This is a genomic window from Streptomyces malaysiensis subsp. malaysiensis (genome assembly GCF_040653035.1).
Taxonomy (GTDB): domain Bacteria; phylum Actinomycetota; class Actinomycetes; order Streptomycetales; family Streptomycetaceae; genus Streptomyces; species Streptomyces malaysiensis.
Map to the genome: position 1 here is coordinate 87,475 of NZ_JBEZNG010000016.1, position 23,006 is coordinate 110,480.

A 23,006-nucleotide genomic window follows, 5' to 3' on the forward strand; every position below is an offset into this window, starting at 1 on the left:
CCCGCTCAGCGCCGCTTGCCCGAGGGCCTGCCGCGCCCCCGGTTGCGGGAGGCGGGCTGGCGGCGCTGGCCGACGACCCCGGCGGGGGCCGCGGCGGCGTCCTCCAGGGCGGGCGCGTCGTCCTCCTCGGCCGCCGGGTCCGCGGCCTCGGCCTTGGCCGCCGCCGCACGCTTGGCCTTCACCCGCTTGGCCAGGGCCTTCATCCTCGAATCGCGCTCCTTCAGATCGGCGACCAGCGGGGTCGCGATGAAGATCGAGGAGTACGCGCCGGCGGCGAGGCCGACGAAGAGCGCCAGCGAGATGTCGTTGAGCATGCCCGCGCCCAGCAGACCGCCGCCGATGAACAGCAGCGCGCCGACCGGCAGCAGCGCCACGACCGTGGTGTTGATGGATCGCACCAGGGTCGAGTTGAGGCTGCGGTTGGCGATTTCGCTGTAGGTGAAGCGGGTCTGCTTGGTGATGTCCTTCGACGCTTCCTTGAGACCGTCGAAGACCACGACGGTGTCGTAGAGCGAATAACCGAGGATCGTCAGCAGACCGATCACGGTGCCCGGGGTGACCTCGAAGCCGACCAGCGCGTAGACGCCGACGGTGATGGTGAGGTCGTGGACCAGCGCGATCAGGGCGGCCAGCGCCATCCGCCACTCGAAGGCGATGGCGAGATAGATCACCACCAGCACCATGAAGATCGCCAGACCCTGCCATGCCTTGCTGGCGATCTGCTCGCCCCAGCTCGGGCCGACCAGCTGGGTGTCGATCTTGCTGGTCGAGACGCCCAGCTCCTTGGCGAGCCCCTCCTGGACCGGCAGGGCCTCCTTGGTGTCCAGCTCGCTGATCTGGATCCGCAGACCGCCGCGGCCGAGCTCCTGGACGACGACGGTGTGACCGCCGGCCGCGTCCTCGGCCGCCTGGCGCACTTCGGTGCTCGAGATCTTGGTGTTGGGGGTGGTGAAGACCGCGCCGCCGGAGAACTCGATACCCATGTTGAGGCCACGCACCGCCAGGCCCACGATGGCCGTGATGGTGATCAGTATCGAGATGCCGTACCAGATCTTCCGCTTACCGACGAAGTCGTAGCCGACCTCGCCTCGGTAGAGCCTGGCGCCGAGAGTGCCGAGTCGCGACATCTCACGCCTCCTTCGTGTCGGCGGGGCCGGGGGCGGCGGGACGGCGGCGGCGCAGCGGCGGCGCGACCCCGAGGCGCTTGGGGTCCAGCCCGGACCACGCGTGGCCGTTCCCGAAGAACGGGCGGCGGGCGAGGATCGTCATCAGCGGCTTGGTGAAGAGGAACACCACGGCGACGTCGAGCAGCGTGGTCAGCCCCAGGGTGAAGGCGAAGCCCTGCACCTTGCCGACGGTGACGATGTAGAGCACCGCGGCGGCCAGGAACGACACGAAGTCGGACACCAGGATGGTGCGCCGGGCCCGCGGCCAGCCGCGCTCGACGGCGGGGCGCAGCGAGCGGCCCTCCCGGATCTCGTCGCGGATCCGTTCGAAGTAGACGATGAACGAGTCGGCGGTGATACCGATGGCCACGATCGCGCCGCAGACCGCCGGGAGGTTCAGCGCGAAGCCGATACCCGGGCCGAGCAGCACCATGATCGTGTACGTCAGGATCGCGGAGACCCCGAGGCTGGCCATGGCCACGAGGGCCAGACCGCGGTAGTAGACCACCAGGTAGATCACGACGAGCGCGAGGCCGATGGCACCGGCGATCAGACCGGCGTCCAGCTGCTCGCCGCCGAGCGCGGCGGAGACGGTGGTCTCGTCCGCGATGTCGAAGGACAGCGGCAGCGCACCGTAGGACAGCACGTTGGCCAGGTTCTCGGCGCTCTGCTGGGTGAAGCCGCCGGAGATGGTGGCCCGGCCGCCGGTGATGGCGCCTTGGGTGACCTCGGGGTCGGAGACGACCGCGCCGTCCAGGACGATCGCGAAGCGGTTCTGCGGGGACTGCTTGGTGGTGAGCTCACCGGTGGTCTTGGCGAACTTCTTGGAGCCCCTGCCGTTGAAGTCGAGCTGGACGATCCAGCCCGCCCCGTTCTGGCTCTCGAAGACCGCCGAGGCGTCGTCCACATCGGTGCCCTCGACCTCGGAGGGGCCGAGGACGAACTTGGCGTCGCCCTTCTCGCTGCACGCCAGCACGGACTCGCTCGGCTTGGCGTTGGCCGCCTTCTCGGCCGCCGCGGCGCGTCCCGCCGTGGTGGTGCAGTCCAGGTTCGCGAACTGCTTGGCCAGCTCCTCCTGGCTGTCGGAGCCGGAGGGCTTCTTGGACGGGTCGGCCTTCGGGGTCTTCGACGGCGAGGGGCTCTGGGACCCGCTGGGCGTCTCGTCGGCCTTCAGGCCCTCGGAGAGGGCCCGCCCCTGGGTGCTGGGGCTGGCGGAGGAGGGCTGAGCCGACGACGAGGCCGACGGCGTGCCGGACGGCTTGCCGCCCTTGTCGTCGCCCTTGTCATTGCCCTTGCCGCTGGCGGACGGGTTGGGGGTGGAGCTGGGGTCGGGGGTCTTCTGACCGCTGGTGGTCGTGGCCACCGGCCGGAAGTAGAGCTGGGCGGTGGTGCCGACCTGCTGCCGGGCCTGTTTCGCGTTCGTCCCCTTGGGGATGTTCACGATGATGTGCTTCTCGCCCTGCGTCTGGACCTCGGCCTCGGACACACCCAGACCGTTGACCCGCCGCTCGATGATGCTCACGGCGGTGTTCATATTGTCCGTGTTGATCGCGTTGGGCTTGCCCGGTTGGTTCTTGGCCTCCAGCGTGAAGCTGGTGCCGCCCGCGAGATCGATACCCAGTCGCGGCGTGGTGTGACCGGAGGCGAACATGCCTCCGGTCAGTCCCACGATGGCGATCAGGATGACGGCCAAGGCGCGCCCGGGCCTGCCCTGTGACCCGGAGGACCTGCGGCCTTTCTTCGGTGCTGCCACCTTCTCGTATCTCCCTGTCCAACCGCCCCGCATCGGGGGTGCGCGGGGCGGCCACGAAGTCTTGTGGGGACGAGCCCCCGCCGGAGCCTAGACCGTCCAGGGAACCGCGGCGCACCGATCGAGGGCGCGCCGCGGTTCCCGGATGACGGACTTACTTCGCGTCGGTGCCGCCGTCCCGCTTGTCGTCCTCGGAGGTGGCCGCCGCGACGGTGTCGTCCTTGCCGAGGTCGATCTTCTTGACGTCCGCCTCGTCCGCCTCGTCGGCCTTCTCGACCGCATCGGTCTTCTCGACCGCATCGGTCTTCTCGGCCGCATCGTCGGCCTTTTCGACCGTGTCGGCCTTCTCGAGCGCGTCGGTCTTCTCGAGCTCGACGGCCTTGTCGGCGGAGTCACCGTCGGCGTCGACGGACTCGGTCAGCGAGGAGGCGTCGTCGGGAACGACAGGGGTGTCGGTGGCGTCCTCGTCGTCGGGGTCGATGCCGTGCACGATGTGGTTGTACTCGGCGTCCGACAGGACGGCCCCCACGGAGTTCTTCGCGTAGATCGCGTGTACGCCGGGAGCCACCTCGAGGAGGACCGTGTCGTCGTGGACCTCCTTGACCGTCGCATACATGCCGCCGATGGTCCGCACGCCGGAGCCCGGCTGCATGTCATTGCGCATCTGCTGGGCCTGGCGCTGCTTGTTCTTGGCCGAACGCGTCATCAGGAACATGGCCCCGATAAGCACGATGAACGGCAGGAGAGTCACGATATTCACGGGACGGAAATTCCTTCACACGACCGCGGGGAGCGGCCTGGTCTACGGGGGTGGGTATACCGCACAGTGAGCGGACGGCATACGGACGGCATCGGCGGAGTCTAAGCGAGCCCACGCCAATGGAACAACGCCCGGCGCGGTACCGGGGTTCCTGACCCCGCCATTATTGGTCCTCTACGCCATGATGCAGGGTAAGCGAGCGCTTATGGCCCGCGATGGCCCCGCATGCCCCTCATGGTGCGTCTTGCCCCGTCATCCCCTGGGCATGCGGCCGGCGTCCCCGGCATGCCCTCTCATGTGTCGAAGAGCCCCGCCTGGGCGCCGCCCGCGGTCTGCGGCGGCGGGGTGAGCCCCATATGGGCCCAGGCCGCCGGGGTGCCGATCCGGCCCCGGGGCGTACGGGCCAGCAGCCCCTCCCGGACCAGGAAGGGCTCGGCGACTTCCTCGACCGTCTCACGCTCCTCCCCCACCGCGACCGCCAGGGTCGACAGGCCCACCGGGCCGCCGCCGAACAGCTTGAGCAGGGCGCTGAGCACCGCCCGGTCCAACCGGTCAAGGCCGCGCTCGTCCACGTCGTACACGGCGAGGGCGCTGGCGGCGATCTCGCGGGTGATCACGCCGTCCGCCTTGACCTGGGCGTAGTCACGCACCCGGCGCAGCAGACGGTTGGCGATCCGGGGGGTGCCGCGGGAGCGGCCCGCGATCTCGGACGCGCCCTCGGCTCCGATGGTCACATCGAGCAGCCCGGCCGAGCGGTGGACGACCCGCTCCAGCTCGGCCGGGGCGTAGAACTCCATATGGCCGGTGAAGCCGAAGCGGTCGCGCAGCGGGGGCGGCAGCAGCCCGGCCCGGGTGGTGGCGCCGACCAGCGTGAACGGCGGCAGCTCCAGCGGAATGGCGGTGGCCCCTGGCCCCTTGCCGACGATGACGTCGACGCGGAAGTCCTCCATCGCCATGTAGAGCATCTCCTCGGCGGGCCGGGACATCCGGTGGATCTCGTCGAGGAAGAGCACCTCGCCCTCGGCGAGCGAGGAGAGGATCGCGGCCAGATCGCCGGCGTGCTGGATGGCGGGGCCGGAGGTGATCCGGATCGGGGCGCCCATCTCGGCGGCAATGATCATGGAGAGGGTGGTCTTGCCCAGTCCGGGCGCGCCGGAGAGCAGCACATGGTCGGCGGTGCCACCGCGCTGCCGGGCCGCCTTGAGCACCAGGTCCAGCTGCTCGCGCACCCGCTCCTGCCCCACGAACTCGCCGAGGTCCTTCGGGCGCAGCGCGGCCTCCACCGCCTGGTCGTCGCCGTCGGCGTCGGCGCCCACCAGCCTGCCGCCCGTGCCGGGCGGGGCGTCGTCGGCGGTGGCCGGTGGGGTCTCGTCCCAGTTCACTGCGTTCAGCCTCGCGATGTCGTCCGAAGGGGTGCCGCCGGTCGCGGCCTGCCGCGGCCGCGGTGGTTCACCGGGTGCGGTTCAGGGTTTGCAGGGCGGCCCGCAGCAGCTGAGCCACCTGGGGCGTGCCGCCCGCGGCCACCGTCTCCTCGGCCCGCGGGGTGACCGCGGCCACCGCCTCGTCGGCCTCCCGGGTGGCGTAGCCGAGGCCGACCAGCGCGGTGTGCAGCTGGTCGCTCCAGCCGGGGGCGGCCGCGGAGCGGGCGCCGGGCACGATGGAGCCGAGCGGCTCGCCGAGCCGGTCCTTGAGCTCCAACAGCAGCCGCTGCGCCCCCTTCTTGCCGATACCGGGGACGGCGGTGAGCGCCTTCTCGTCCCCGGTGGACACCGCGAGCCGCAGCGCGTCCGGGGAGTGCACGGCCAGCATGGCCTGGGCCAGCCGGGGGCCGACCCCGCTGGCGGTCTGGAGCAGCTCGAAGACCTGGCGCTCGTCGTCGTCGGCGAAGCCGTAGAGGGTCAGCGAGTCCTCACGGACGACGAGGGAGGTGGCCAGCCGGGCCGGCTGGCCGACGCGCAGCCCGGACAGGGTGGCCGGGGTGCACTGGACCGCCATTCCGACCCCGCCGACCTCGATCACGGCGGTGTCCGGGGCGACGGCCGCCACCGGACCGGAGACGAACGCGATCATGAGCTACGGCCTTTCGTGGTGCGCGCGGTGCCCGCGGGACGAGAGGTATCCGGGGTGCGGGCGGTACTGGTGGCGCGGGCGGTACCCGTGGTGCGGGCGGCATTCGTGGTGCGGTGGGCGGCGACGGCCTGCTGGAGGCGGTTGGTCGCGGGGGCCCGCCAGATATGGCAGATGGCGAGCGCCAGGGCGTCGGCGGCGTCGGCCGGTTTGGGCGGTGCGTCCAGCCGCAGCAGCCGGGTCACCATCGAGCCGACCTGCGCCTTGTCGGCGCGCCCCGATCCGGTGACGGCCGCCTTGACCTCGCTGGGGGTGTGCAGCGCGACCGGGAGCCCACGGCGGGCCGCGCACAGCATCGCGACGGCGCTGGCCTGGGCGGTGCCCATGACGGTGCGTACGTTGTGCTGGCTGAACACCCGCTCCACGGCCACGAATTCGGGCCGGTGAGTGTCCAGCCACTCCTCGATGCCGCGCTCGATGAGGACGAGCCGCTCGGCGACCGCGACATCCGCCCCGCTCCGTATGACCCCGACGCCGAGCATCCGCAGCGGGCGGCCCGCGACCCCCTCGACCACGCCGACGCCGCACCGGGTCAGCCCCGGGTCCACGCCCAGCACACGCACCGCGCCCCTCCCCTCACCGCTGCTTCGGTCACCTGTTCTTGCAGGCTAGCGGCTGCCGCCGACAACACCGGCGGACAACGCCGACGGGCCGGTGGGGTGCTGCCCCGCCGGCCCGTCCCGTTCGTCGACCGCCGTGCCGATCCGCCGTCAGGCGTCCACCTTGGCCATGACCTCGTCGGAGACGTCGAAGTTGGCGAAGACGTTCTGCACGTCGTCGCTGTCCTCGAGGGCGTCGATCAGCTTGAAGATCTTGCGCGCGGCGTCTTCCTCGAGCTGGACCTGCATCGTGGGCACGAAGTTGGCCTCGGCCGAGTCGTAGTCGATGTCGGCCTCCTGGAGGGAGGTGCGGACCGCGACCAGGTCGGTGGCCTCGCTGATGACCTCGAAGGACTCACCGAGGTCATTGACCTCCTCGGCGCCCGCGTCCAGGACCGCGCCCAGCACATCGTCCTCGGTGAGTTCGCCCTTGGGGACGATGACGACGCCCTTACGGTTGAAGAGGTACGACACGGAGCCCGGGTCGGCCATCGAGCCGCCGTTGCGCGTCATCGCGACGCGGACGTCGGAGGCCGCGCGGTTGCGGTTGTCGGTCAGACACTCGATGAGCACGGCCACGCCGTTGGGGCCATAGCCCTCGTACATGATCGTCTCGTACTCGGCGCCACCGGCCTCGAGACCGGCACCGCGCTTGACCGCGCTGTCGATGTTCTTGTTCGGAACCGACTGCTTCTTCGCCTTCTGGATGGCGTCGAAGAGCGTCGGGTTGCCCTCCGGGTCGGCGCCGCCCATACGGGCCGCAACCTCGACGTTCTTGATCAGCTTCGCGAAGAGCTTGCCGCGCTTGGCATCGATCACGGCCTTCTTGTGCTTCGTCGTAGCCCATTTAGAGTGGCCGGACATCCGCCTGTCTCCTTCGCGTAACCCATTGCTGTACGAACGCCTGCGATCCTACCGGGATAGGCTCAGCCCGCGGCGCGGACCGAACGCTACGCGCGCAGCACGCCCTCCCGTCTCCCACCACCACCCTCGACCGAGCGCTACGCGCGCAGCACCATCTCTACGAAGAGCTGGTGCACCCGATGGTCGCCGGTCAGCTCGGGGTGGAACGAGGTCGCCAGGACGTTGCCCTGCCGGACGGCGACGGTGTGCCCGTCGAACGTCGCGAGCACCTCGGCCCCGCCGCCCACGGACTCGACCCACGGCGCGCGGATGAAGACCCCCTCGACCGGGCCGCCGTCGATGCCGTCGATGTCGACCTCGGCCTCGAACGACTCGTTCTGACGGCCGAAGGCGTTACGGCGCACGATCATGTCGATGCCGCCGATGGTCTCCTGGTCGTCCCGGCCGTCGAGGATCTTGTCCGCGAGCATGATCATGCCCGCGCAGGTACCGTACACCGGCATCCCGGCCCGGACCCGCTCGCGCAGCGGCTCCAGCAGCCCGAAGACGATCGTCAGCTTGGACATGGTGGTCGACTCGCCCCCGGGGATCACCAGGCCCGCGACCTCGGCGAGTTCCTCGGGACGGCGGACCTGCCGGGCCGTGGCCCCGGCCGCGGTGAGCGCGGCGAGATGCTCGCGGACATCGCCCTGGAGGGCGAGCACACCGATCACGGGGGCGTCGGCGGAGGACGCGGCCGGTATGGACGACGTAGTCACGGAAGCGAAGACCTCTCGAACGTCAGGGGCACCACACGCCGGGCCGGTACGCCGGGCGCGTGGTGCCGTGTGGTGCCGTGTGCGCCGTACGAGCGCCGGCTACCAGCCGCGGCTGGCGTAGCGCTCGGACTCGGGGAGGGTGTCGCAGTTGATGCCGACCATGGCCTCGCCGAGGTTCCGGGACGCGTCCGCGATGACCTTGGGGTCGTCGTAGAAGGTGGTGGCCTTCACGATCGCGGCGGCGCGCTTGGCCGGGTCGCCCGACTTGAAGATGCCGGAGCCGACGAACACGCCCTCGGCGCCGAGCTGGCGCATCAGCGCGGCGTCGGCCGGGGTGGCGACACCACCGGCGGAGAACAGCACGACCGGCAGCTTGCCGGTCTGCGCGATCTCGGCGACCAGCTCGTACGGGGCGCGGATCTCCTTGGCGGCCGCGTAGAGCTCATGGTTGTCCAGACCGCGCAGCCGGGCGATCTCGCCCTTGATCTGACGCAGGTGGCGCACCGCCTCGACGACGTTGCCGGTGCCGGCCTCGCCCTTGGAACGGATCATCGCCGCACCCTCGGCGATACGGCGCAGCGCCTCGCCCAGGTTGGTGGCCCCACAGACGAACGGGGTGGTGAAGGACCACTTGTCGCTGTGGTTGACCTCGTCGGCCGGGGTGAGCACCTCGGACTCGTCGATGTAGTCGACCCCGAGCGCCTGGAGGACCTGCGCCTCGACGAAGTGGCCGATCCGCGACTTGGCCATGACCGGGATGGAGACGGCGCTGATGATGCCCTCGATCATGTCCGGGTCGGACATCCGGGCCACACCGCCGTCCTTACGGATGTCGGCCGGCACCCGCTCGAGGGCCATGACCGCGACGGCACCGGCGTCCTCGGCGACCTTGGCCTGCTCGGGGGTGACGACGTCCATGATCACGCCACCCTTGAGCTGCTCGGCCATACCGCGCTTGACGCGGGCGGTGCCGGTCGCGGGGGCGTCGGAGTTGGACGTGCTGGCGGGCGTGATGGACACGGTTTGACCTCACTCAATAATGAAAAGTGCGATGAGCCCATCGTAGGGCCGTTCGATACCGATACATGACCCGGCCATCTGGTCCAGGTCATGAGCATGTGTGCTACACGGATGACAAAAGCCGGTCGGGGCCGGGCTCGACAAGGGCCAATCGAAGGCCGGTGGCTCGAAGCGGCCGGTGAATCCTCAGTGCGCGAACGGCGCCGTGTGCCCCGCCGTCAGCCACGAGCTCGTTCGGCGCCCGGCCTCTTCCGGACCACGCGCCATGTCGGCCCAACGCGCCTGTTCGCGTGCCTCTTCAGCGCTCGGCCTCCTCGGTCCCCCGCACCCGCCCCAGGGCCGCCGGGGGCTCGTCGTCCATCTCGAAGGCGAGCGGGAACGGCGCATGGCCCGCCAGCCGGAACCAGCGCACCATGCGATGGCGGCGCAGCGCCCGCGCCGCGCGCACCGCGTCGTTGTGGAACCGCCGGGCCATCGGCACCCGCCGCACCGCCTCCGTGAGCTCCCCCAGCGCGTCCTCGCCGCCCGGCGCCTCCCGTACCGCCGCGGCCTGCGCGCTGTCCTGGAAGACGGCCCGCAGCGCCTGGCTCAGCTCGCTCTCGGCGACCTCGCGGTGCTCCTCCTCGGACTGCCGGGCGGCGTGCGCGGCCTGATACAGCACGATCGACGCGGCGGGGTCGAGCACCCCCGCGGTGGCCAGCTCCTGGGCCACGGAGGCACGCCGCAGCAGCTGCGCGTCGAGTGCGGCGCGCGCCGCGTCCAGACGGCTGTGCAGCCGGTCGAGTCGTCCCGCGGTCCAGCTCAGGTAGACGGCGATGACGACCAGCGCGACCGCGATCCAGATCAAGGAGGTGCTCACGGCCCGCCACGCTACCGTCTGCCGCCCGCGGAAGTCCGGGGTGGAACTCTCCGCCGGGGACGCTCGATGCGGCGGTGTGGGGCGCCGTACAGCCGTTCAGAGCCCCCTGAAGGGGCGCGGGGCCGTGTCGATGTGCGGGGCTCCGCCGCCTGGGCGCGCTCGGCCACGACGGCGCCGCGGACGAGCGCCGGCCTCCCGGCGCGCTGACGACGGAGCGCTCAGTCCCTGGCGAGCCCCAGACGCGCCCACAGCCCCGTACGGTCGTCGGCGGCCACGGACGCCGCCCCGTCCGTCACCGTCTCGTAGACCGCGAGGATGTCCGCCCCCACCGTCGACCAGTCGAACCGCCGTACGTGCCGGCTGCCCCGCTCCCGCAGCTCGGCCAGCCGCTTCTCGTCCCCCAGCAGCCGTACCGCGGCCGCCGCCAGCGCGTCGGCGTCCTCGTTGGCGAACAGCTCACCCGCCGCTCCCCCGTCCAGCACCTGGGCGAACGCGTCCAGATCGCTGGCGAGGACCGCGGCGCCCGCCGACATCGCCTCGACGAGGATGATCCCGAAGCTCTCGCCGCCCGTATTGGGCGCGACATAGACGTCGACGCTGCGCAGCAGCCGCGCCTTGTCCTCGTCGCTGACCATCCCCAGGAACTCGACGCGCTCCCGCAGCGGCGCCGGCAGATCGGCCACGGCCTCCTTCTCGTCGCCACGCCCGGCGACCAGCAGCCGCGCCCCCGGCCGAGCCTCGAAGATCTTCGGCAGGGCGCGCATCAGCACCGGCAGCCCCTTACGGGGCTCATCGATCCGGCCCATGAAGCCGAGCGTCTCGCCCCGCCACTCCTCCTTCGGCTCGGCATCGGCGAAGAAGCCCACATCGACGCCGTTGGGGATGACCACCGCGTCGCCGCCGAGGTGTTCCACCAGCGTCCGGCGCGCGTATTCACTGACCGCGATGCGCGCGCTGATCTTCTCCAGGGCGGGCTGGAGGATCGGATACGCCGCGATCATGGCCCGGGAGCGCGGATTGGAGGTGTGGAACGTCGCGACGATCGGCCCCTGCGCCGCCCAGCAGGACAGCAGCCCCAGCGAGGGCGAGGTGGGCTCGTGGATGTGGATGACGTCGAAGGCGCCGTCGTGCAGCCAGCGGCGCACCCGCGCGGCCGACAGGAAACCGAAGTTCAGCCGGGCCACCGAGCCGTTGTACGGCACCGGGACGGCGCGCCCCGCGGAGACCACGTACGGGGGCAGCGGCGTCTCGTCGTCCGCCGGGGCCAGCACGGAGACCTGGTGGCCGCGCCGGATCAGATGGTCGGCCAGATCTCGGATATGGAACTGGACGCCACCTGGGACGTCCCAGGAGTACGGGCAGACGATCCCGATCCTCAAGGCTTCTCCATTCCAGGACGTCCCGGGCTTCCGGGACTGCCAGGATCTCCGGGGCCGCCGGAATTCCCGGGACCGCCAGGATCTGGGGAATCGCCGGGCTTTCCGGAAGCTCCGGGACCGCTGTCCAGGTCCGCCAGCCACAGCCGCTGAAGCATGTGCCAGTCCTCCGGGTGCTCGGCGATCCCGGCGGCGAAGGCGTCGGCCGTCTCCTGGGCCATGACGGCGATCCGCTCCGCGCGGTTCCCGTCCGCGGGCACCTCGACCGGCGGGTGCACCCGCCCCCGCATCACCGGGGACTCGTCGTACCAGAGGGTCACCGGCAGCAGCGGCGCGCCGGTCTGGAGGGCGAGCGCGGCGGGCCCGGCGGGCATCTTCGCCCGCTCGCCGAAGAACGACACCTCCACACCGGAGGCCGACAGATCGCGGTCGGCGACCAGGCACACCAGACCGCCCGAGCGCAGCCGCCGCGCGAGCGTCCCGAAGGCGCTCCCGCCCTGGTGCGGCAGCACCTCCATGCCCAGCCCCTCGCGGTAGGCCACGAACCGGTCGTACAGCGACTCGGGCTTCAGCCGCTCCGCGACCGTGGTGAAGGGCACCCCCAGATGGGTGGTCACCCAGGCACCGGCGAGGTCGTAGTTGCCCATGTGCGGCAGTGCCAGGACCACGCCCCGGCCTTCGGCGAGGCCGTCCACCAGATAGTGCAGGTCCTTGACGTCGAAGCCGTCCTGTATGCGCCGCGGGCTCCACGCCGGAAGCCGGAAGGACTCCATCCAGTAGCGCAGGTACGAGCGCATGCCCGCCCGCGACAGCTCGGCCAGCCGACTCGGCGGGGCATCCGGCACCACTCGCGCCAGATTGGCCTCCAGCCGCAGCACGCCCTTGCCGCGCCGCTTCCACGTCTCATCGGCGATGCGCTGCCCGAGGCGCACGGCGACCGGCTCCGGGAGCTTCTTGACCGTGCTCCAGCCGAGTCCGTACAGCGCGTCGGTCAGCCTGTCCTTCACCGCGTATCGCCCCCCTGGGGCACCGCCGGCTCCCCGGCGTCCGCCTCGGCGGCCTCCCGGCGCACGGTCACCACCCGCTGGACGAGGGTCACCGCACTGCCGGCGGCCACGACCCACAGCGCGATCGGGAGCAGGATCTCGATATGCGGTACGCCGAACTTGTGCAGACCGGAGAAGCCGCAGGCCACGAGCGAGATCACCAGCCGCTCGGCACGCTCCACCAGCCCGTTGACGTTCACCGGCAGCCCGATGCTCTCGCCGCGCGCCTTGGTGTACGAGACCACCTGGCCGCTGGCGAGGCAGAAGATCGTCACCGCACACAGCACATTGTCGTCCCCCTGGCCCGCGTACCACAACGTCAGGCCGCCGAAGATCGCGCCGTCCGCCACCCGGTCCAGCGTGGAGTCCAGGAACGCGCCCCAGCGGCTCGAGCGCCCCAGCTGTCGCGCCATATTGCCGTCGACCAGATCGGAGAAGACGAACAGCGTGATGACGACGGTGCCCCAGAAGAACTCCCCCCGTGGATAGAAGACCAGTGCGCCCGCGCACACTCCGGCGGTGCCGGTGAGGGTCACCGCGTCGGGGCTGACCCCGAGACGGATCAGCAGGGCGGCGAACGGTGTGAGAACACGCGTGAAGAACGCACGCGCGTACTTGTTCAGCATGGCCTTCCCGAAGGGTCGATACGGGCCGGATGGTCAAGAGACCACCGGCGCGCCCATCGTAGCCACGCCCCGGAGGGGCGCCGTGCACCTGTCGGACAGCTGCGCGACCCCGTGCGCGCTACGGCCCCATGTGTGACGTATGGACGCACCGTTACAGCGGTGGAAAGCTCGAAGTATCGCAAGGTGTCGACCGGGAGGCGAGACACATGGGCGACAAGACGAGTACGCACCCAGGGGCCGCCGGAAGGGCAGTGGCGGCCGACCGGCCCAGCTCCCTGCGGAATGTGGTTCTGGTCGGCCACAGTGGGACCGGAAAGACGACGCTGGTGGAGGCCCTCGCGCTGGCGACGGGCGCGGTCAACCGGGCGGGCAGGGTCGAGGACGGCGGCTGTCTCTCCGACTACGACGAGATCGAACACCGACAGCAGCGTTCGGTCCAGCTGTCGCTGGTCCCCGTCGAATGGGGCGGGATGAAGATCAATCTCCTGGATACCCCGGGATACGCCGATTTCGTCGGGGAACTCAGGGCCGGTCTGCGAGCGGCGGACGCGGCCCTTTTCGTTGTCTCGGCCGCCCAGGACGCCCTGGGCATCACCGGGGCCACCCGCATGATCTGGGACGAGTGCGCGGCGGTCGGGATGCCGCGTGCCATCGTGATCACACATCTGGAAGCGGCCCGCGCCAGCTTCGAGGAGATGACCGAGCTGTGCCGGGAGAGCTTCGGCGGCGACGACCCCGACGCCGTACTGCCGCTGTACCTGCCCCTGCGGGGCGAGCCGGGGCCGGACGGGCACGCCCCCGTGACCGGACTCATCGGGCTCCTGACCCAGCGCGTCTTCGACTACTCCTCGGGGGTGCGCGCCGAATCGCCGCCCCGGGAGGACCAGCTGCCGCTGGTCGAGGAGGCCCGCGCGCGGCTCATCGAGGGGATCATCTCCGAGAGCGAGGACGAGACCCTCATGGACCGCTATCTCGGCGGTGCGGAGATCGACGTCAAGACGCTGATCGAGGACCTGGAGAAGGCCGTCGCCCGCGGCGCCTTCCACCCCGTGCTGGCGGCCGCACCCGCCGCGGAGGGATCCAAGCAGGGCCTGGGCACCATCGAACTGCTGGACCTGGTCACCGGCGGCTTCCCGTCCCCGCTGGAGCGCGAGACGCCCCACGTCACCACCCCGCAGGGCGCCTCACGCCCCTCGCTGAGCTGCGATCCGAACGGTCCGCTGGCCGCCGAGGTGGTCAAGACCTCCTCCGATCCCTATGTCGGCCGGATCTCCCTGGTGCGGGTCTTCTCCGGCACGCTCCGCCCCGACGAGACCGTCCATGTCTCCGGGCACGGTCTGGAGGACCGCGGCCATGAGGACCATGACGTGGACGAGCGGGTCGGCGCCCTGTCCGCGCCCTTCGGCAAGCAGCAGCGCACCCTCGCCCAGGCCATCGCGGGCGATCTGGCGTGCGTGGCCAAGCTGACCCGCGCCGAGACCGGGGACACCCTCTCGGCCAAGGACCGGCCGCTCCTCATGGAGCCCTGGCAGATGCCCGATCCGCTGCTGCCCGTGGCCATCCAGGCGCACAGCAAACCGGACGAGGACAAGCTGTCGCTGGGCCTGTCCCGGCTGGTCGCCGAGGACCCGACGATGCGCCTGGAGCAGAACCCGGACACCCATCAGGTGGTGCTGTGGTGCCTGGGCGAGGCGCATATGGACGTCGCGCTGGAGCGGCTGCGCAGCCGGTACGGCGTCCAGGTGGACGCGGTACCGTACAAGGTCTCGCTGCGCGAGACCTTCGCGGGGAAGTCGGCCGGGCGCGGCCGCCACGTCAAGCAGTCCGGAGGCCACGGCCAGTACGCGATCTGCGAGATCGAGGTGGAGCCGCTGCCGGAGGGCTCGGGCATCGAGTTCGTGGACAAGGTCGTCGGCGGCGCGGTGCCCCGGCAGTTCATCCCGTCCGTCGAGAAGGGCGTGCGCTACCAGGCGGCGCGCGGCGTCGCCGCCGGATACCCGCTGGTCGACGTGCGGGTCACGCTGCTGGACGGCAAGGCGCATTCGGTGGACTCCTCCGACGCCGCCTTCCAGACGGCGGGCGCGCTGGCGCTGCGCGAGGCGGCCGCCGACGCCCGGATCGACCTGCTGGAACCGGTGGTGGAGCTGGGCGTGCTGGTCTCGGACGACTATGTCGGCGCCGTGATGAGCGATCTGTCCGGACGGCGCGGCCGGGTCGTCGGCACCGAACAGTCGGGCGGCGGACAGACCTTGATCAAGGCAGATGTGCCGGAGATCGAGATCGGTCGGTACGCGATCGATCTGCGATCGCTTTCGCATGGCACGGGACGGTTCAGCCGCTCCTACGCCCGGCATGAGCCGATGCCCCAGCAGCAGGCCGAGCGCATGCGCGAACAGGTGGCCGCCGAGGCGTAGTTCACGGCCCGTCCGTGGGGTGTTCCACCCGTCCGAGGCGTATTTCGCGGCCCGTCCGGGGCGTACTCCACCGCCTGCCCGTGGCGTAATTCACGGCCCGCCCGCCCCAACCGCGCCGGGGCGGGCGGGCCTTCGCCGTCCGCTGGTCACCGGTGGGTCCGGAGAGGGGTCCGGAGCCGGTCAGGAGGCGGGTCCGAGGGCGGTCCGGAGCCGGTTCCGGGGGCGGTCAGGAGGCGGGTCCGGGGGCGGTCTTCCGCACGAGGGTTTTCCACAGGCCGCACACGCCCTGGCGACAGGTGGTACACACCCCGGATACGCTGAGGTCGCAGCGCAAGAGCGTGCCGTATTGGGGGCGTTGGTGACGGACGGATTCGACTTCAGTCCCGGGGCGCAGGTTCCCCTGTCGGGAGCGGCGGGACAGACGGCGGCGACCCAGGCACTCGCCTCGGCCGCCTACCGCGACGACCCCGTGGCAAAGTTGCTGGACGCCAATTCGGAGTGGACGGTCTCGGCCGTCAAGGCGCCGAAGATCTCGCTCTTCGAGCCGAATCTGGGCGAGGCGTTCGCGCGCGCCGTCCAGACGAGAATGCTCGGCGGCGGCCGGGGTCAGGTGATCCAGTCCTTCGGTATGGAGCCGCAGACGGTGGTCGAGCACTGTCTGGCCGCCAACCGCATCCGCAAGACCCGGGACGCCCGGCTCACCGTCGTCATGGTGGTCTTCGGGCTGCTGTTCCTGCCCGGGGTGCTGCTCTGGCTCGGCGCCTTCCAGCTGCGTCGCTCGATCGCCGGGGCCCAGGACAAGCGGATGGGGGCACTCGGCACGGCACTGCTGGTGGCGCTCGGCGTGATGGTCCTCATCTTCCTGATCAAGCTCCCCTTCACCGGCTTCTGGGGGATCTATCTGCGGGGCGTCGTGGTCGCCCCGGTGATCGGCTGGTACATCGCCAAGCAGATCTGCGAGCGCACCGCCAAGGACCTCCGGGACTCCTGGGGCGGGCTGCTCTCCGGCGGCGGTGTCGGCGCCAAGGTCCCCGAGACGGTGCCCAACCACCCGGGCCAGACCTCCGCCGAGGAGCTGCGCAAGGCGCTCCACAAGCTCACCGCCGAGCAGTACAGCAATGTGGTCTTCTACGCCGGCCCCAAGGGCATATTGGGCATGGGCACCCGCTGGGGCAGCTGGCAGCTGGCCGAGGACCTGGTCTCGGCCGACCCCGACAAGGAGATCGACCCCTTCCGCAGCTGGGATGTCATACGGGCGATCCATGATCAGCTGCGCATGCTGGAGCGCACCCCGCTGCACACCGGCGGCTTCCCCCCTCCCTCCGTGCGCCACTGGGTGGTCTCGCCGATCGGCGAGAAGGCAGGGGCGGTGTCGCGCGGCGGCACCTCCGAGGAGGAGGGCTTCCAGATAAAGGGCGTCGAGCTCCAGCGGATCTGCGACCAGCAGCAGTTCGGCGCCGGTGACCGGCACTATCTGGGTGTGCAGTTCGTGCTCTGGGACGGCCAGTTGGTGATCACCCTGATGATCACGGTGACCCTGCTGCACAAGACGATGCGGATCGAGGTCACCGGGCATGCGCTGGGGCCGGTGCACCCGCTGTTCACCAGCAAGCCCTCGGCGCCCAGCAAGACGGTCGCCAAGACCTTCCGGTTCTGGGAGACCAAGTCCATCCCGCTGCCGCTGGTGAACGCGAAGGAGGTCGTGCGGCTGGCCGTGCGCGCCCCCTTCACCTGGTATCCGCCGATCCTCGACCACCTCGGCGGCAAGCTGGTCCTGCCCGAGCCGTTCGGTCTGCGGCACGCCTGGGCGGACAAGCCCTGGCGGCACCGCTTCATGGCGGACGACGCGCTGCGCGCCGCCACTCCGGTGCTGCGGGTGGTCCATGAGGCGGCCATCGGGGTGCTCAAGCACCACGGCGTGGACACCGAGCGCTTCGGCAACCGCTCGCTGGCGCTCAGCGGCCAGGTCCAGGACGCGGCCCCGCGGAAGGCCGATCTGTACGACGCGTAAGCCGCGGTACGGGAGAGGGGCCGGGCCGTGCGGCCCGGCCCCTCTCCCATGGGTCCGTCCTCCCCGTGGGGCGGTCGGTCAGGCCCCCGGCCGGGGCCAGGCGTCGGCGAGCAACCGACGGGTGTCGGCGAGGAGTTGCGGCAGCACCTTGGTGCTGCCGATGACGGGCATGAAGTTGGTGTCCCCGCCCCAGCGCGGCACCACATGCTGATGCAGATGCGCCGCGATCCCGGCACCGGCGACGGTCCCTTGGTTCATGCCGATATTGAAACCGTGCGCGCCCGAGGCGGTACGGAGCGCGGTCATGGCGGCCTTGGTGTACTCCGCCAGCTCGATCGTCTCCTCGGCGGTGAGATCGGTGTAGTCGGCGATATGCCGGAACGGGACGACCATGAGGTGGCCACCGGTGTACGGGTACAGATTGAGCACGGCATACACGGAGTCGCCACGGGCGATGATCAAGCCGTCCTCGTCGGACTTCTCCGGAATGGAGCAGAACGGACAGCCGTCGCCCGCACCCGGGCCGGTCGGCTTGTTCTCCCCCTGGATGTAGGCCATCCGATGGGGTGTCCACAGGCGCTGGAACGCGTCAGGCGTCCCCACTCCGATCTGCTGTTCCGGCTCACTCGTCATGCGGGCCAGCATATTCGCCCGCAAGAGGTGAGGAAGAGCCGAGGGGTGGCCCTGGTCAGGGCCACCCCTCGGAAATCCCGCGGCCTCGGTGGAGACCGCGTGGATCAGACCTGGATCCGGCGCTCCACGGCGTCGGCGATCTCGGCCAGCGCCTCGTCGATCGGGATGCCGTTCTTCTGCGAGCCGTCGCGATAGCGGAAGCTCACCGCACCGTTCGCGACATCCTCGTCACCGGCGATCACCATGAACGGGATCTTGCTCTTCTGGGCGTTGCGGATCTTCTTCTGCATCCGGTCCGAGGACGAGTCCACCTCCATCCGCAGACCCTTCGCCTTGGCCTGCGCGGCGAACTCCTCCAGGTACGGCACATGGGTGTCGCCGATCGGGATGCCCACCGCCTGGACCGGGGCGAGCCACACCGGGAAGGCACCCGCGTAGTGCTCCAGCAGCACCGCGAAGAAGCGCTCGATCGAGCCGAAGAGCGCCCGGTGGATCATGACGGGCTGCTGCCGGGAGCCGTCCGCCGCGGTGTACTCCAGCTCGAACCGGGCCGGCTGGTTGAAGTCGACCTGGATGGTCGACATCTGCCAGGTGCGGCCGATCGCGTCCCGGGCCTGGACCGAGATCTTGGGGCCATAGAAGGCCGCGCCACCCGGGTCCATGACCAGCTCGAGGCCCTGCTTCTCGGCGGCCTTGCGCAGCTCCTCGGTGGCCTCTTCCCACTGGTCGTCGCTGCCCATGAACTTGTCGGAGTCGTCCCGGGTGGATAGCTCCAGATAGAAGTCGCTCAGACCGTAGTCACGGAGCAGGTCCAGCACGAAGGTGAGCAGATTGTCGAGCTCATCGGCCATCTGCTCCTTGGTGCAGTAGATGTGCGAGTCGTCCTGAGTGAAGCCCCGGGCCCGGGTCAGGCCGTGGACGACACCGGACTTCTCGTAGCGGTAGACGGTGCCGAACTCGAACAGCCTCAGGGGCAGCTCTCGGTAGGACCGCCCGCGCGCCCGGAAGACCAGGTTGTGCATCGGGCAGTTCATGGCCTTGAGGTAGTAGTCCTGGCCCTCGAACTCCATGGGCGGGAACATGCCGTCCATGTAGTGCGGCAGATGGCCGGAGGTCTCGAAGAGCTTGGCCTTGGTGATGTGCGGGGTGTTGACGAACTCGTACCCCGCCTCCTCGTGCCGCTTCCGCGAGTACTGCTCCATCTCCTTGCGGATCACGCCGCCCTTGGGGTGGAACACCGCGAGGCCGGAGCCCAGCTCGTCGGGGAAGGAGAACAGGTCCAGCTCGGCGCCCAGCTTGCGGTGGTCGCGCTTCTCGGCCTCGGCGAGGAAGTCCAGATACGCCTTGAGCTCGTCCTTGGTCGGCCAGGCGGTGCCGTAGATCCGCTGGAGCTGGGGGTTCTTCTCGCTGCCCCGCCAGTACGCGGCGGCGCTGCGCATCAACTTGAAGGCCGGGATGTACCGCGTGGTGGGCAGGTGCGGACCGCGGCACAGGTCCTTCCAGCACAGCTCGCCGGTCTTGGCGTCAAGGTTGTCGTAGATGGTCAGCTCACCCGCGCCGACCTCGGCGGACGCACCCTCGGCGGCGTCGGCGGCCGAGCCCTTGAGCCCGATCAGCTCCAGCTTGTACGGCTCGGCGGAGAGCTCCTCGCGTGCCGCCTCGTCGGTGACCGCGCGGCGGGAGAACCGCTGCCCCCGCTTCTGGATCTCCTGCATCTTCTTCTCGATGCGCTTGAGGTCGTCCGGGTGGAACGGGGTCTCGACGTCGAAGTCGTAGTAGAAGCCGTCCTTGATCGGCGGGCCGATGCCCAGCTTCGCCTCCGGGAACAGCTCCTGCACCGCCTGGGCCATGACATGCGCGGTGGAGTGGCGCAGGATGTCCAGACCGTCCTGGCTGGTGATCTCCACCGGCTCGATCTCATCGCCCTCGGCCGGCTGGTACGCCAGGTCCTTGAGCTGTCCGCCCACGCGCACGGCGACGATCGAACGGTCGCCGGTGAAGAGGTCCGCCGTCGTAGTGCCCGTGGCCACCACGCGTTCTTCCCGCTCGGAATCGCGTTGGATGATCACACGGACGTCTGACACCGGTCTCTCCTGACTGATGGATGGCTCACCGCGGCGAATGCCGCGCAGCGTGAATCGTACCGAGCCGACGGGCGCGACCGCGAAACGGTTGTGGACGCCGTCACCGCGCGGGGCGGCCACCGCCACCGGCCCCGAGGGCCGGGTCGTCGGCTCAGGGGCCGCCGCCGCACGCCTCCTCGAAGAAGTCCAGGTTCTCCTGGAGCGATTTGACCAGCCGGTCCCGCTCGGCCTCGTCCACCTCGACCGGGGTGACGCCGGTGGCTCCGCTGAGCCGCCGGAAGCCGCCGCGGCTCTCCAGCCGCCCCCGCACCCGGATCGGCAGCCCCACCAGATGGGCATGGCCGGCGATCCGGTAGTCCTCCTCGTCCAGGGTGATCCGCACCTGGGCGACATCCGCCCCGGAGAGCACCCGCAGCCGCACCGTGCCGGGGCCGCCGGGGCCGGTACGGCGCAGCCGCACCACCGCACCGGTGACGCTCACGGGTACGGACGGCTCGTCCCGGACATAGCGGGCGCCCGCCTCCCGCAGGCCCGGGAGATCGCCGGGCGAGAACTCCACCGGATCGGGCCGGGCCGCGAACCCCGGCGGCGGACCGGCGCCCGGAGACCACTCCAGCGCCACCCGCGCCCCCTCCGTGCCCTGGACCAGCGCGATCACGGCCTCGGTCAGCTCACGGCAGACCCCGGCCGCGACCGCGGCGTCATACGCCTCCATGCCGCCGGTCGTCCGGTGGTAGTCGGCGGCGTCGCGGAGGGCGTACAGCGCGCGCAGCAGGGTGACCGCGGTGGCGCGGCCGTCCTCCTCGACCGGCATGAAGACGGTCAGCTCACGGCCGCCGGACTCGGCGCCCGGGGGCCCGGTCAGCACCCGCTCCAGGGACGCCTCGGCCGCGCGGCGGTGCCGGGCGCCGTAGTAGCCCGCCCGGCCCCGCGCGGCGAGCGCGGCGGCCACCAGGGTGTCGCGGGCGGCGGCGCGCAGCCGCTCCTGCGCGGTCCAGGCGGAGGTGCCACCGCGGGATTCGGGCACCTCGCGCCGCCAGCGGATCTCATCGCTGGGCACGGTGAGGCCGGCGAGCACCTCACGGGCGGAGGGGGCGGCGCTGCGGCTGAGCGCGATCAGCGCCTCGCCGAGCAGATCGGCGCTGTCGGGGAAGTCCCGGCTCTCGGGCACCAGCAGGCTGGTGCCGCCCGCGAGCCGGCCGGGCGGGGTCCAGCGGGCGTAGCGCCCCGGTGCGCCGCCGCGGCGGCGCCAGCCGTGCCGGGCGAGCAGGGCGCCGAGGACGGCCGGATCGACCTCGTCGAGGTGCGGGACCGACGCTGGTGGCGCCGCGTCGTCCTGGGGCCATGGTCGGTCCATCACGGTCTCCCTCCCGCCCCGACCCGGGTCATGATCTCGCAGAGCGCACGGTCGTCGAAGATCCGCGAGGTCGGGATCCGCACAGTGGTCCGGCGGCGGCCCGTGATCGGGTGGCCGGCCAGATTGATCCAGTAGCAGCAGTGGCGCAGGGACAGGCGGTCATGCCCGGCGCGCAGCCAGTCCTCCTGGCCGCGCGGCACGATCATCACCACGAGGATCTTGTGTACGGAGACCGGGCTGCGGGCCAGCTTGACCAGGTGGTTGTTGTCGAGCGTGAAGGCGAAGGTCGGCCCCGGAGGCGCCGGTGCGATCTGGTACGTGGCCTTGAGCTGCACCTTGATGGTGACCTCGTCGTCCACGGCGTGGCCGGGCGCGCTGTGGCTGACATGCCAGTCGATGCCGTGGTCGGGAAAGGGCTGGGCCAGTGAGCAGCCCGCGGCGGCGGCCACCGCGTGCAGATAGCCCACCTGGAGGGTCTCCATACAAGCGGTGGTGGCGATCTGGCCACGCACGGGGGGTGGTCCGCTCAGGGCGAGGCCGGTCGCCGCCGGGGCCGGGTCGGGTTTCGCGAGCGTCATGTCCGTGACGCCTTCCGGTCGTCGCCGGCTTCGTACACCTGTGTTGTCTCCGCGTCAGGACCTCGGCAAACAGCGGCGGTTCGAGGTCCCCCCTCCGGGTATCACCTGGTCGGGGCGGGACACAGATGTCATCGACGGGAAGCGCACGAGGAGTTGAGGCCATGCCGTCCTGGTTCGAAGGGCCGCTCGCCGCCTTTGACACGGAGACCACGGGTGTCGATGTCGAGCATGACCGGATCGTATCGGCGGCCCTGGTGGTGCAGCGCGGGACCGGAAGTCTCCCCGAAGTCCGGCGCTGGCTGGTGAGTCCGGGCGTGCCGGTGCCGCCGGCCGCCACCGAGATACACGGTCTGACCGACGCTCATCTCCAGCAGCACGGCAGGTGGCCGGCGCCGGTGATGGACGAGGTGGCGCGGGCGATAGCGGACCAGATCTCGCGGGGCACCCCGCTGGTGATCATGAACGCGCCGTTCGATCTGACGCTGCTGGACCGGGAGTTGAAGCGACATCGCAACTCCAGCCTGGCGGGCTATCTTTCGCTGCGCTCGATGAGCGTGCTGGATCCGCGCGTGCTGGACAAACACCTGGACCGCTATCGCAAGGGCCGCCGCACCCTGATCGATCTGTGTGAGCACTACGGAGTGGAGCTGACGGGCGCGCATGACGCGGGGGCGGACGCATCGGCCGCGCTGCACGTGGTGCGGGCGGTGGGGCGCCGGTTCGCCTCACGCCTCGAGACGCTGACCCCGGCCGAGCTGCACGCCCGCCAGACGGTCTGGTACGCGGCGCAGGCCCGCGGGCTTCAGGCGTGGTTCGCGCTCAACGGCTCGGACGAGATCTGCGATCCGGCCTGGCCGCTGCGCCCCGACCTGCCGGCCGCCGCCTGACGCCGGGCCCGGCGGCCTGACGCCCGGTCCAACCGCCTACGCGTGATCCTTCGGTCTGAACGCCCAGGTCCGGCGGCCTGACGCCTGGTCC

20 protein-coding genes are annotated in these 23,006 nt (G+C 70.8%); 3 read left to right on the forward strand and 17 right to left on the reverse strand.

Annotated features, from left to right (window positions below):
• Nucleotides 1–5: 5 nt before the first annotated feature.
• The 13 genes from secF to pgsA all read right to left on the reverse strand — a co-directional run bounded on the left by secF (nucleotide 6) and on the right by pgsA (nucleotide 12,951).
• Nucleotides 6–1,127, reverse strand: coding sequence for a protein translocase subunit SecF (gene secF, locus AB0E24_RS28210; RefSeq protein ID WP_069869765.1), 1,122 nt, complete (start codon nucleotides 1,125–1,127; stop codon nucleotides 6–8).
• Between the two features lies 1 nt (nucleotide 1,128).
• Nucleotides 1,129–2,919: a protein translocase subunit SecD gene (secD, locus tag AB0E24_RS28215; protein WP_359381124.1), complete on the reverse strand. Its 1,791-nt coding sequence runs from the start codon at nucleotides 2,917–2,919 to the stop codon at nucleotides 1,129–1,131.
• A 151-nt stretch (nucleotides 2,920–3,070) separates the two neighbouring features.
• Nucleotides 3,071–3,676, reverse strand: coding sequence for a preprotein translocase subunit YajC (gene yajC, locus AB0E24_RS28220; protein WP_359381127.1), 606 nt, complete (start codon nucleotides 3,674–3,676; stop codon nucleotides 3,071–3,073).
• Nucleotides 3,677–3,969: 293 nt separating this feature from the next.
• Nucleotides 3,970–5,058 (reverse strand): Holliday junction branch migration DNA helicase RuvB, encoded by a 1,089-nt coding sequence (gene ruvB / locus AB0E24_RS28225; RefSeq protein WP_069869762.1) that lies wholly within the window; start codon nucleotides 5,056–5,058, stop codon nucleotides 3,970–3,972.
• A gap of 67 nt (nucleotides 5,059–5,125) precedes the next feature.
• Nucleotides 5,126–5,746 carry a Holliday junction branch migration protein RuvA gene (ruvA, locus tag AB0E24_RS28230; protein ID WP_359381131.1) on the reverse strand — a complete coding sequence of 207 codons (621 nt, stop codon included), beginning with the start codon at nucleotides 5,744–5,746 and terminating at the stop codon, nucleotides 5,126–5,128.
• Entirely contained in the window at nucleotides 5,743–6,366 is a 624-nt protein-coding gene (gene ruvC, locus AB0E24_RS28235) for a crossover junction endodeoxyribonuclease RuvC (RefSeq protein WP_147965158.1), read from the reverse strand. Before ruvC ends, ruvA begins: the two co-directional genes overlap by 4 nt.
• Before the next feature lie 147 nt (nucleotides 6,367–6,513).
• On the reverse strand, nucleotides 6,514–7,266 hold the full coding sequence (locus AB0E24_RS28240) for a YebC/PmpR family DNA-binding transcriptional regulator (RefSeq protein ID WP_069869759.1): 753 nt from the start codon (nucleotides 7,264–7,266) through the stop codon (nucleotides 6,514–6,516).
• 137 nt (nucleotides 7,267–7,403) lie between these two features.
• Nucleotides 7,404–8,024 (reverse strand): pyridoxal 5'-phosphate synthase glutaminase subunit PdxT, encoded by a 621-nt coding sequence (gene pdxT, locus AB0E24_RS28245; RefSeq protein WP_232636753.1) that lies wholly within the window; start codon nucleotides 8,022–8,024, stop codon nucleotides 7,404–7,406.
• A 99-nt stretch (nucleotides 8,025–8,123) separates the two neighbouring features.
• Nucleotides 8,124–9,044, reverse strand: coding sequence for a pyridoxal 5'-phosphate synthase lyase subunit PdxS (gene pdxS / locus AB0E24_RS28250; RefSeq protein ID WP_079153527.1), 921 nt, complete (start codon nucleotides 9,042–9,044; stop codon nucleotides 8,124–8,126).
• Nucleotides 9,045–9,342: 298 nt separating this feature from the next.
• Nucleotides 9,343–9,903, reverse strand: coding sequence for a hypothetical protein (locus AB0E24_RS28255; RefSeq protein WP_069869758.1), 561 nt, complete (start codon nucleotides 9,901–9,903; stop codon nucleotides 9,343–9,345).
• 218 nt (nucleotides 9,904–10,121) lie between these two features.
• Entirely contained in the window at nucleotides 10,122–11,282 is a 1,161-nt protein-coding gene (locus tag AB0E24_RS28260) for a glycosyltransferase family 4 protein (RefSeq protein WP_069869757.1), read from the reverse strand.
• Nucleotides 11,279–12,286, reverse strand: a complete 1,008-nt coding sequence (locus AB0E24_RS28265; RefSeq protein ID WP_351371948.1) for a phosphatidylinositol mannoside acyltransferase — start codon at nucleotides 12,284–12,286, stop codon at nucleotides 11,279–11,281. The genes AB0E24_RS28260 and AB0E24_RS28265 overlap by 4 nt, the downstream gene beginning before the upstream one ends.
• The gene (gene pgsA, locus AB0E24_RS28270) at nucleotides 12,283–12,951 is read right to left on the reverse strand and encodes a phosphatidylinositol phosphate synthase (protein WP_069869755.1); all 669 of its coding nucleotides are present in this window, start codon (nucleotides 12,949–12,951) and stop codon (nucleotides 12,283–12,285) included. The genes AB0E24_RS28265 and pgsA overlap by 4 nt, the downstream gene beginning before the upstream one ends.
• Before the next feature lie 206 nt (nucleotides 12,952–13,157).
• On the opposite strand from pgsA, the gene AB0E24_RS28275 reads away from it, so the two are divergent.
• Together AB0E24_RS28275 and AB0E24_RS28280 are read left to right on the forward strand one after the other, a co-directional pair.
• Entirely contained in the window at nucleotides 13,158–15,365 is a 2,208-nt protein-coding gene (locus tag AB0E24_RS28275; RefSeq protein ID WP_069869754.1) for an elongation factor G-like protein EF-G2, read from the forward strand.
• A gap of 358 nt (nucleotides 15,366–15,723) precedes the next feature.
• Nucleotides 15,724–17,376: an AbeC-like domain-containing protein gene (locus tag AB0E24_RS28280; RefSeq protein WP_176742966.1), complete on the forward strand. Its 1,653-nt coding sequence runs from the start codon at nucleotides 15,724–15,726 to the stop codon at nucleotides 17,374–17,376.
• Between the two features lie 78 nt (nucleotides 17,377–17,454).
• Here AB0E24_RS28280 and AB0E24_RS28285 read toward each other — a convergent pair whose 3' ends face one another.
• The 4 genes from AB0E24_RS28285 to AB0E24_RS28300 form a co-directional block, all read right to left on the reverse strand.
• Nucleotides 17,455–18,021, reverse strand: a complete 567-nt coding sequence (locus AB0E24_RS28285) for an HIT family protein (protein WP_069869752.1) — start codon at nucleotides 18,019–18,021, stop codon at nucleotides 17,455–17,457.
• A 92-nt stretch (nucleotides 18,022–18,113) separates the two neighbouring features.
• A complete protein-coding gene (thrS, locus tag AB0E24_RS28290; protein ID WP_174883265.1) occupies nucleotides 18,114–20,093 on the reverse strand; it encodes a threonine--tRNA ligase in 1,980 nt (659 codons plus the stop codon).
• 151 nt (nucleotides 20,094–20,244) lie between these two features.
• A complete protein-coding gene (locus tag AB0E24_RS28295; RefSeq protein WP_206333725.1) occupies nucleotides 20,245–21,450 on the reverse strand; it encodes a hypothetical protein in 1,206 nt (401 codons plus the stop codon).
• A complete protein-coding gene (locus AB0E24_RS28300; RefSeq protein ID WP_435865331.1) occupies nucleotides 21,450–22,028 on the reverse strand; it encodes a DUF4365 domain-containing protein in 579 nt (192 codons plus the stop codon). Before AB0E24_RS28300 ends, AB0E24_RS28295 begins: the two co-directional genes overlap by 1 nt.
• 161 nt (nucleotides 22,029–22,189) lie before the next feature.
• Between AB0E24_RS28300 and AB0E24_RS28305 the strand changes: the two genes are divergently transcribed.
• The gene (locus AB0E24_RS28305; protein WP_069869749.1) at nucleotides 22,190–22,915 is read left to right on the forward strand and encodes a 3'-5' exonuclease; all 726 of its coding nucleotides are present in this window, start codon (nucleotides 22,190–22,192) and stop codon (nucleotides 22,913–22,915) included.
• Nucleotides 22,916–23,006 lie beyond the last annotated feature (91 nt).

Coding starts and splice junctions, on each gene's coding strand:
- secF (WP_069869765.1), bottom strand. CDS start 1,127: ATGTCGCGACTCGGCACTCTCGGCGCCAGGCTCTACCGAGGCGAGGTC.
- ruvA (WP_359381131.1), bottom strand. CDS start 5,746: ATGATCGCGTTCGTCTCCGGTCCGGTGGCGGCCGTCGCCCCGGACACC.
- AB0E24_RS28240 (WP_069869759.1), bottom strand. CDS start 7,266: ATGTCCGGCCACTCTAAATGGGCTACGACGAAGCACAAGAAGGCCGTG.
- pgsA (WP_069869755.1), bottom strand. CDS start 12,951: ATGCTGAACAAGTACGCGCGTGCGTTCTTCACGCGTGTTCTCACACCG.
- AB0E24_RS28275 (WP_069869754.1), top strand. CDS start 13,158: ATGGGCGACAAGACGAGTACGCACCCAGGGGCCGCCGGAAGGGCAGTG.
- AB0E24_RS28285 (WP_069869752.1), bottom strand. CDS start 18,021: ATGCTGGCCCGCATGACGAGTGAGCCGGAACAGCAGATCGGAGTGGGG.
- AB0E24_RS28295 (WP_206333725.1), bottom strand. CDS start 21,450: ATGGACCGACCATGGCCCCAGGACGACGCGGCGCCACCAGCGTCGGTC.
- AB0E24_RS28300 (WP_435865331.1), bottom strand. CDS start 22,028: ATGACGCTCGCGAAACCCGACCCGGCCCCGGCGGCGACCGGCCTCGCC.
- AB0E24_RS28305 (WP_069869749.1), top strand. CDS start 22,190: ATGCCGTCCTGGTTCGAAGGGCCGCTCGCCGCCTTTGACACGGAGACC.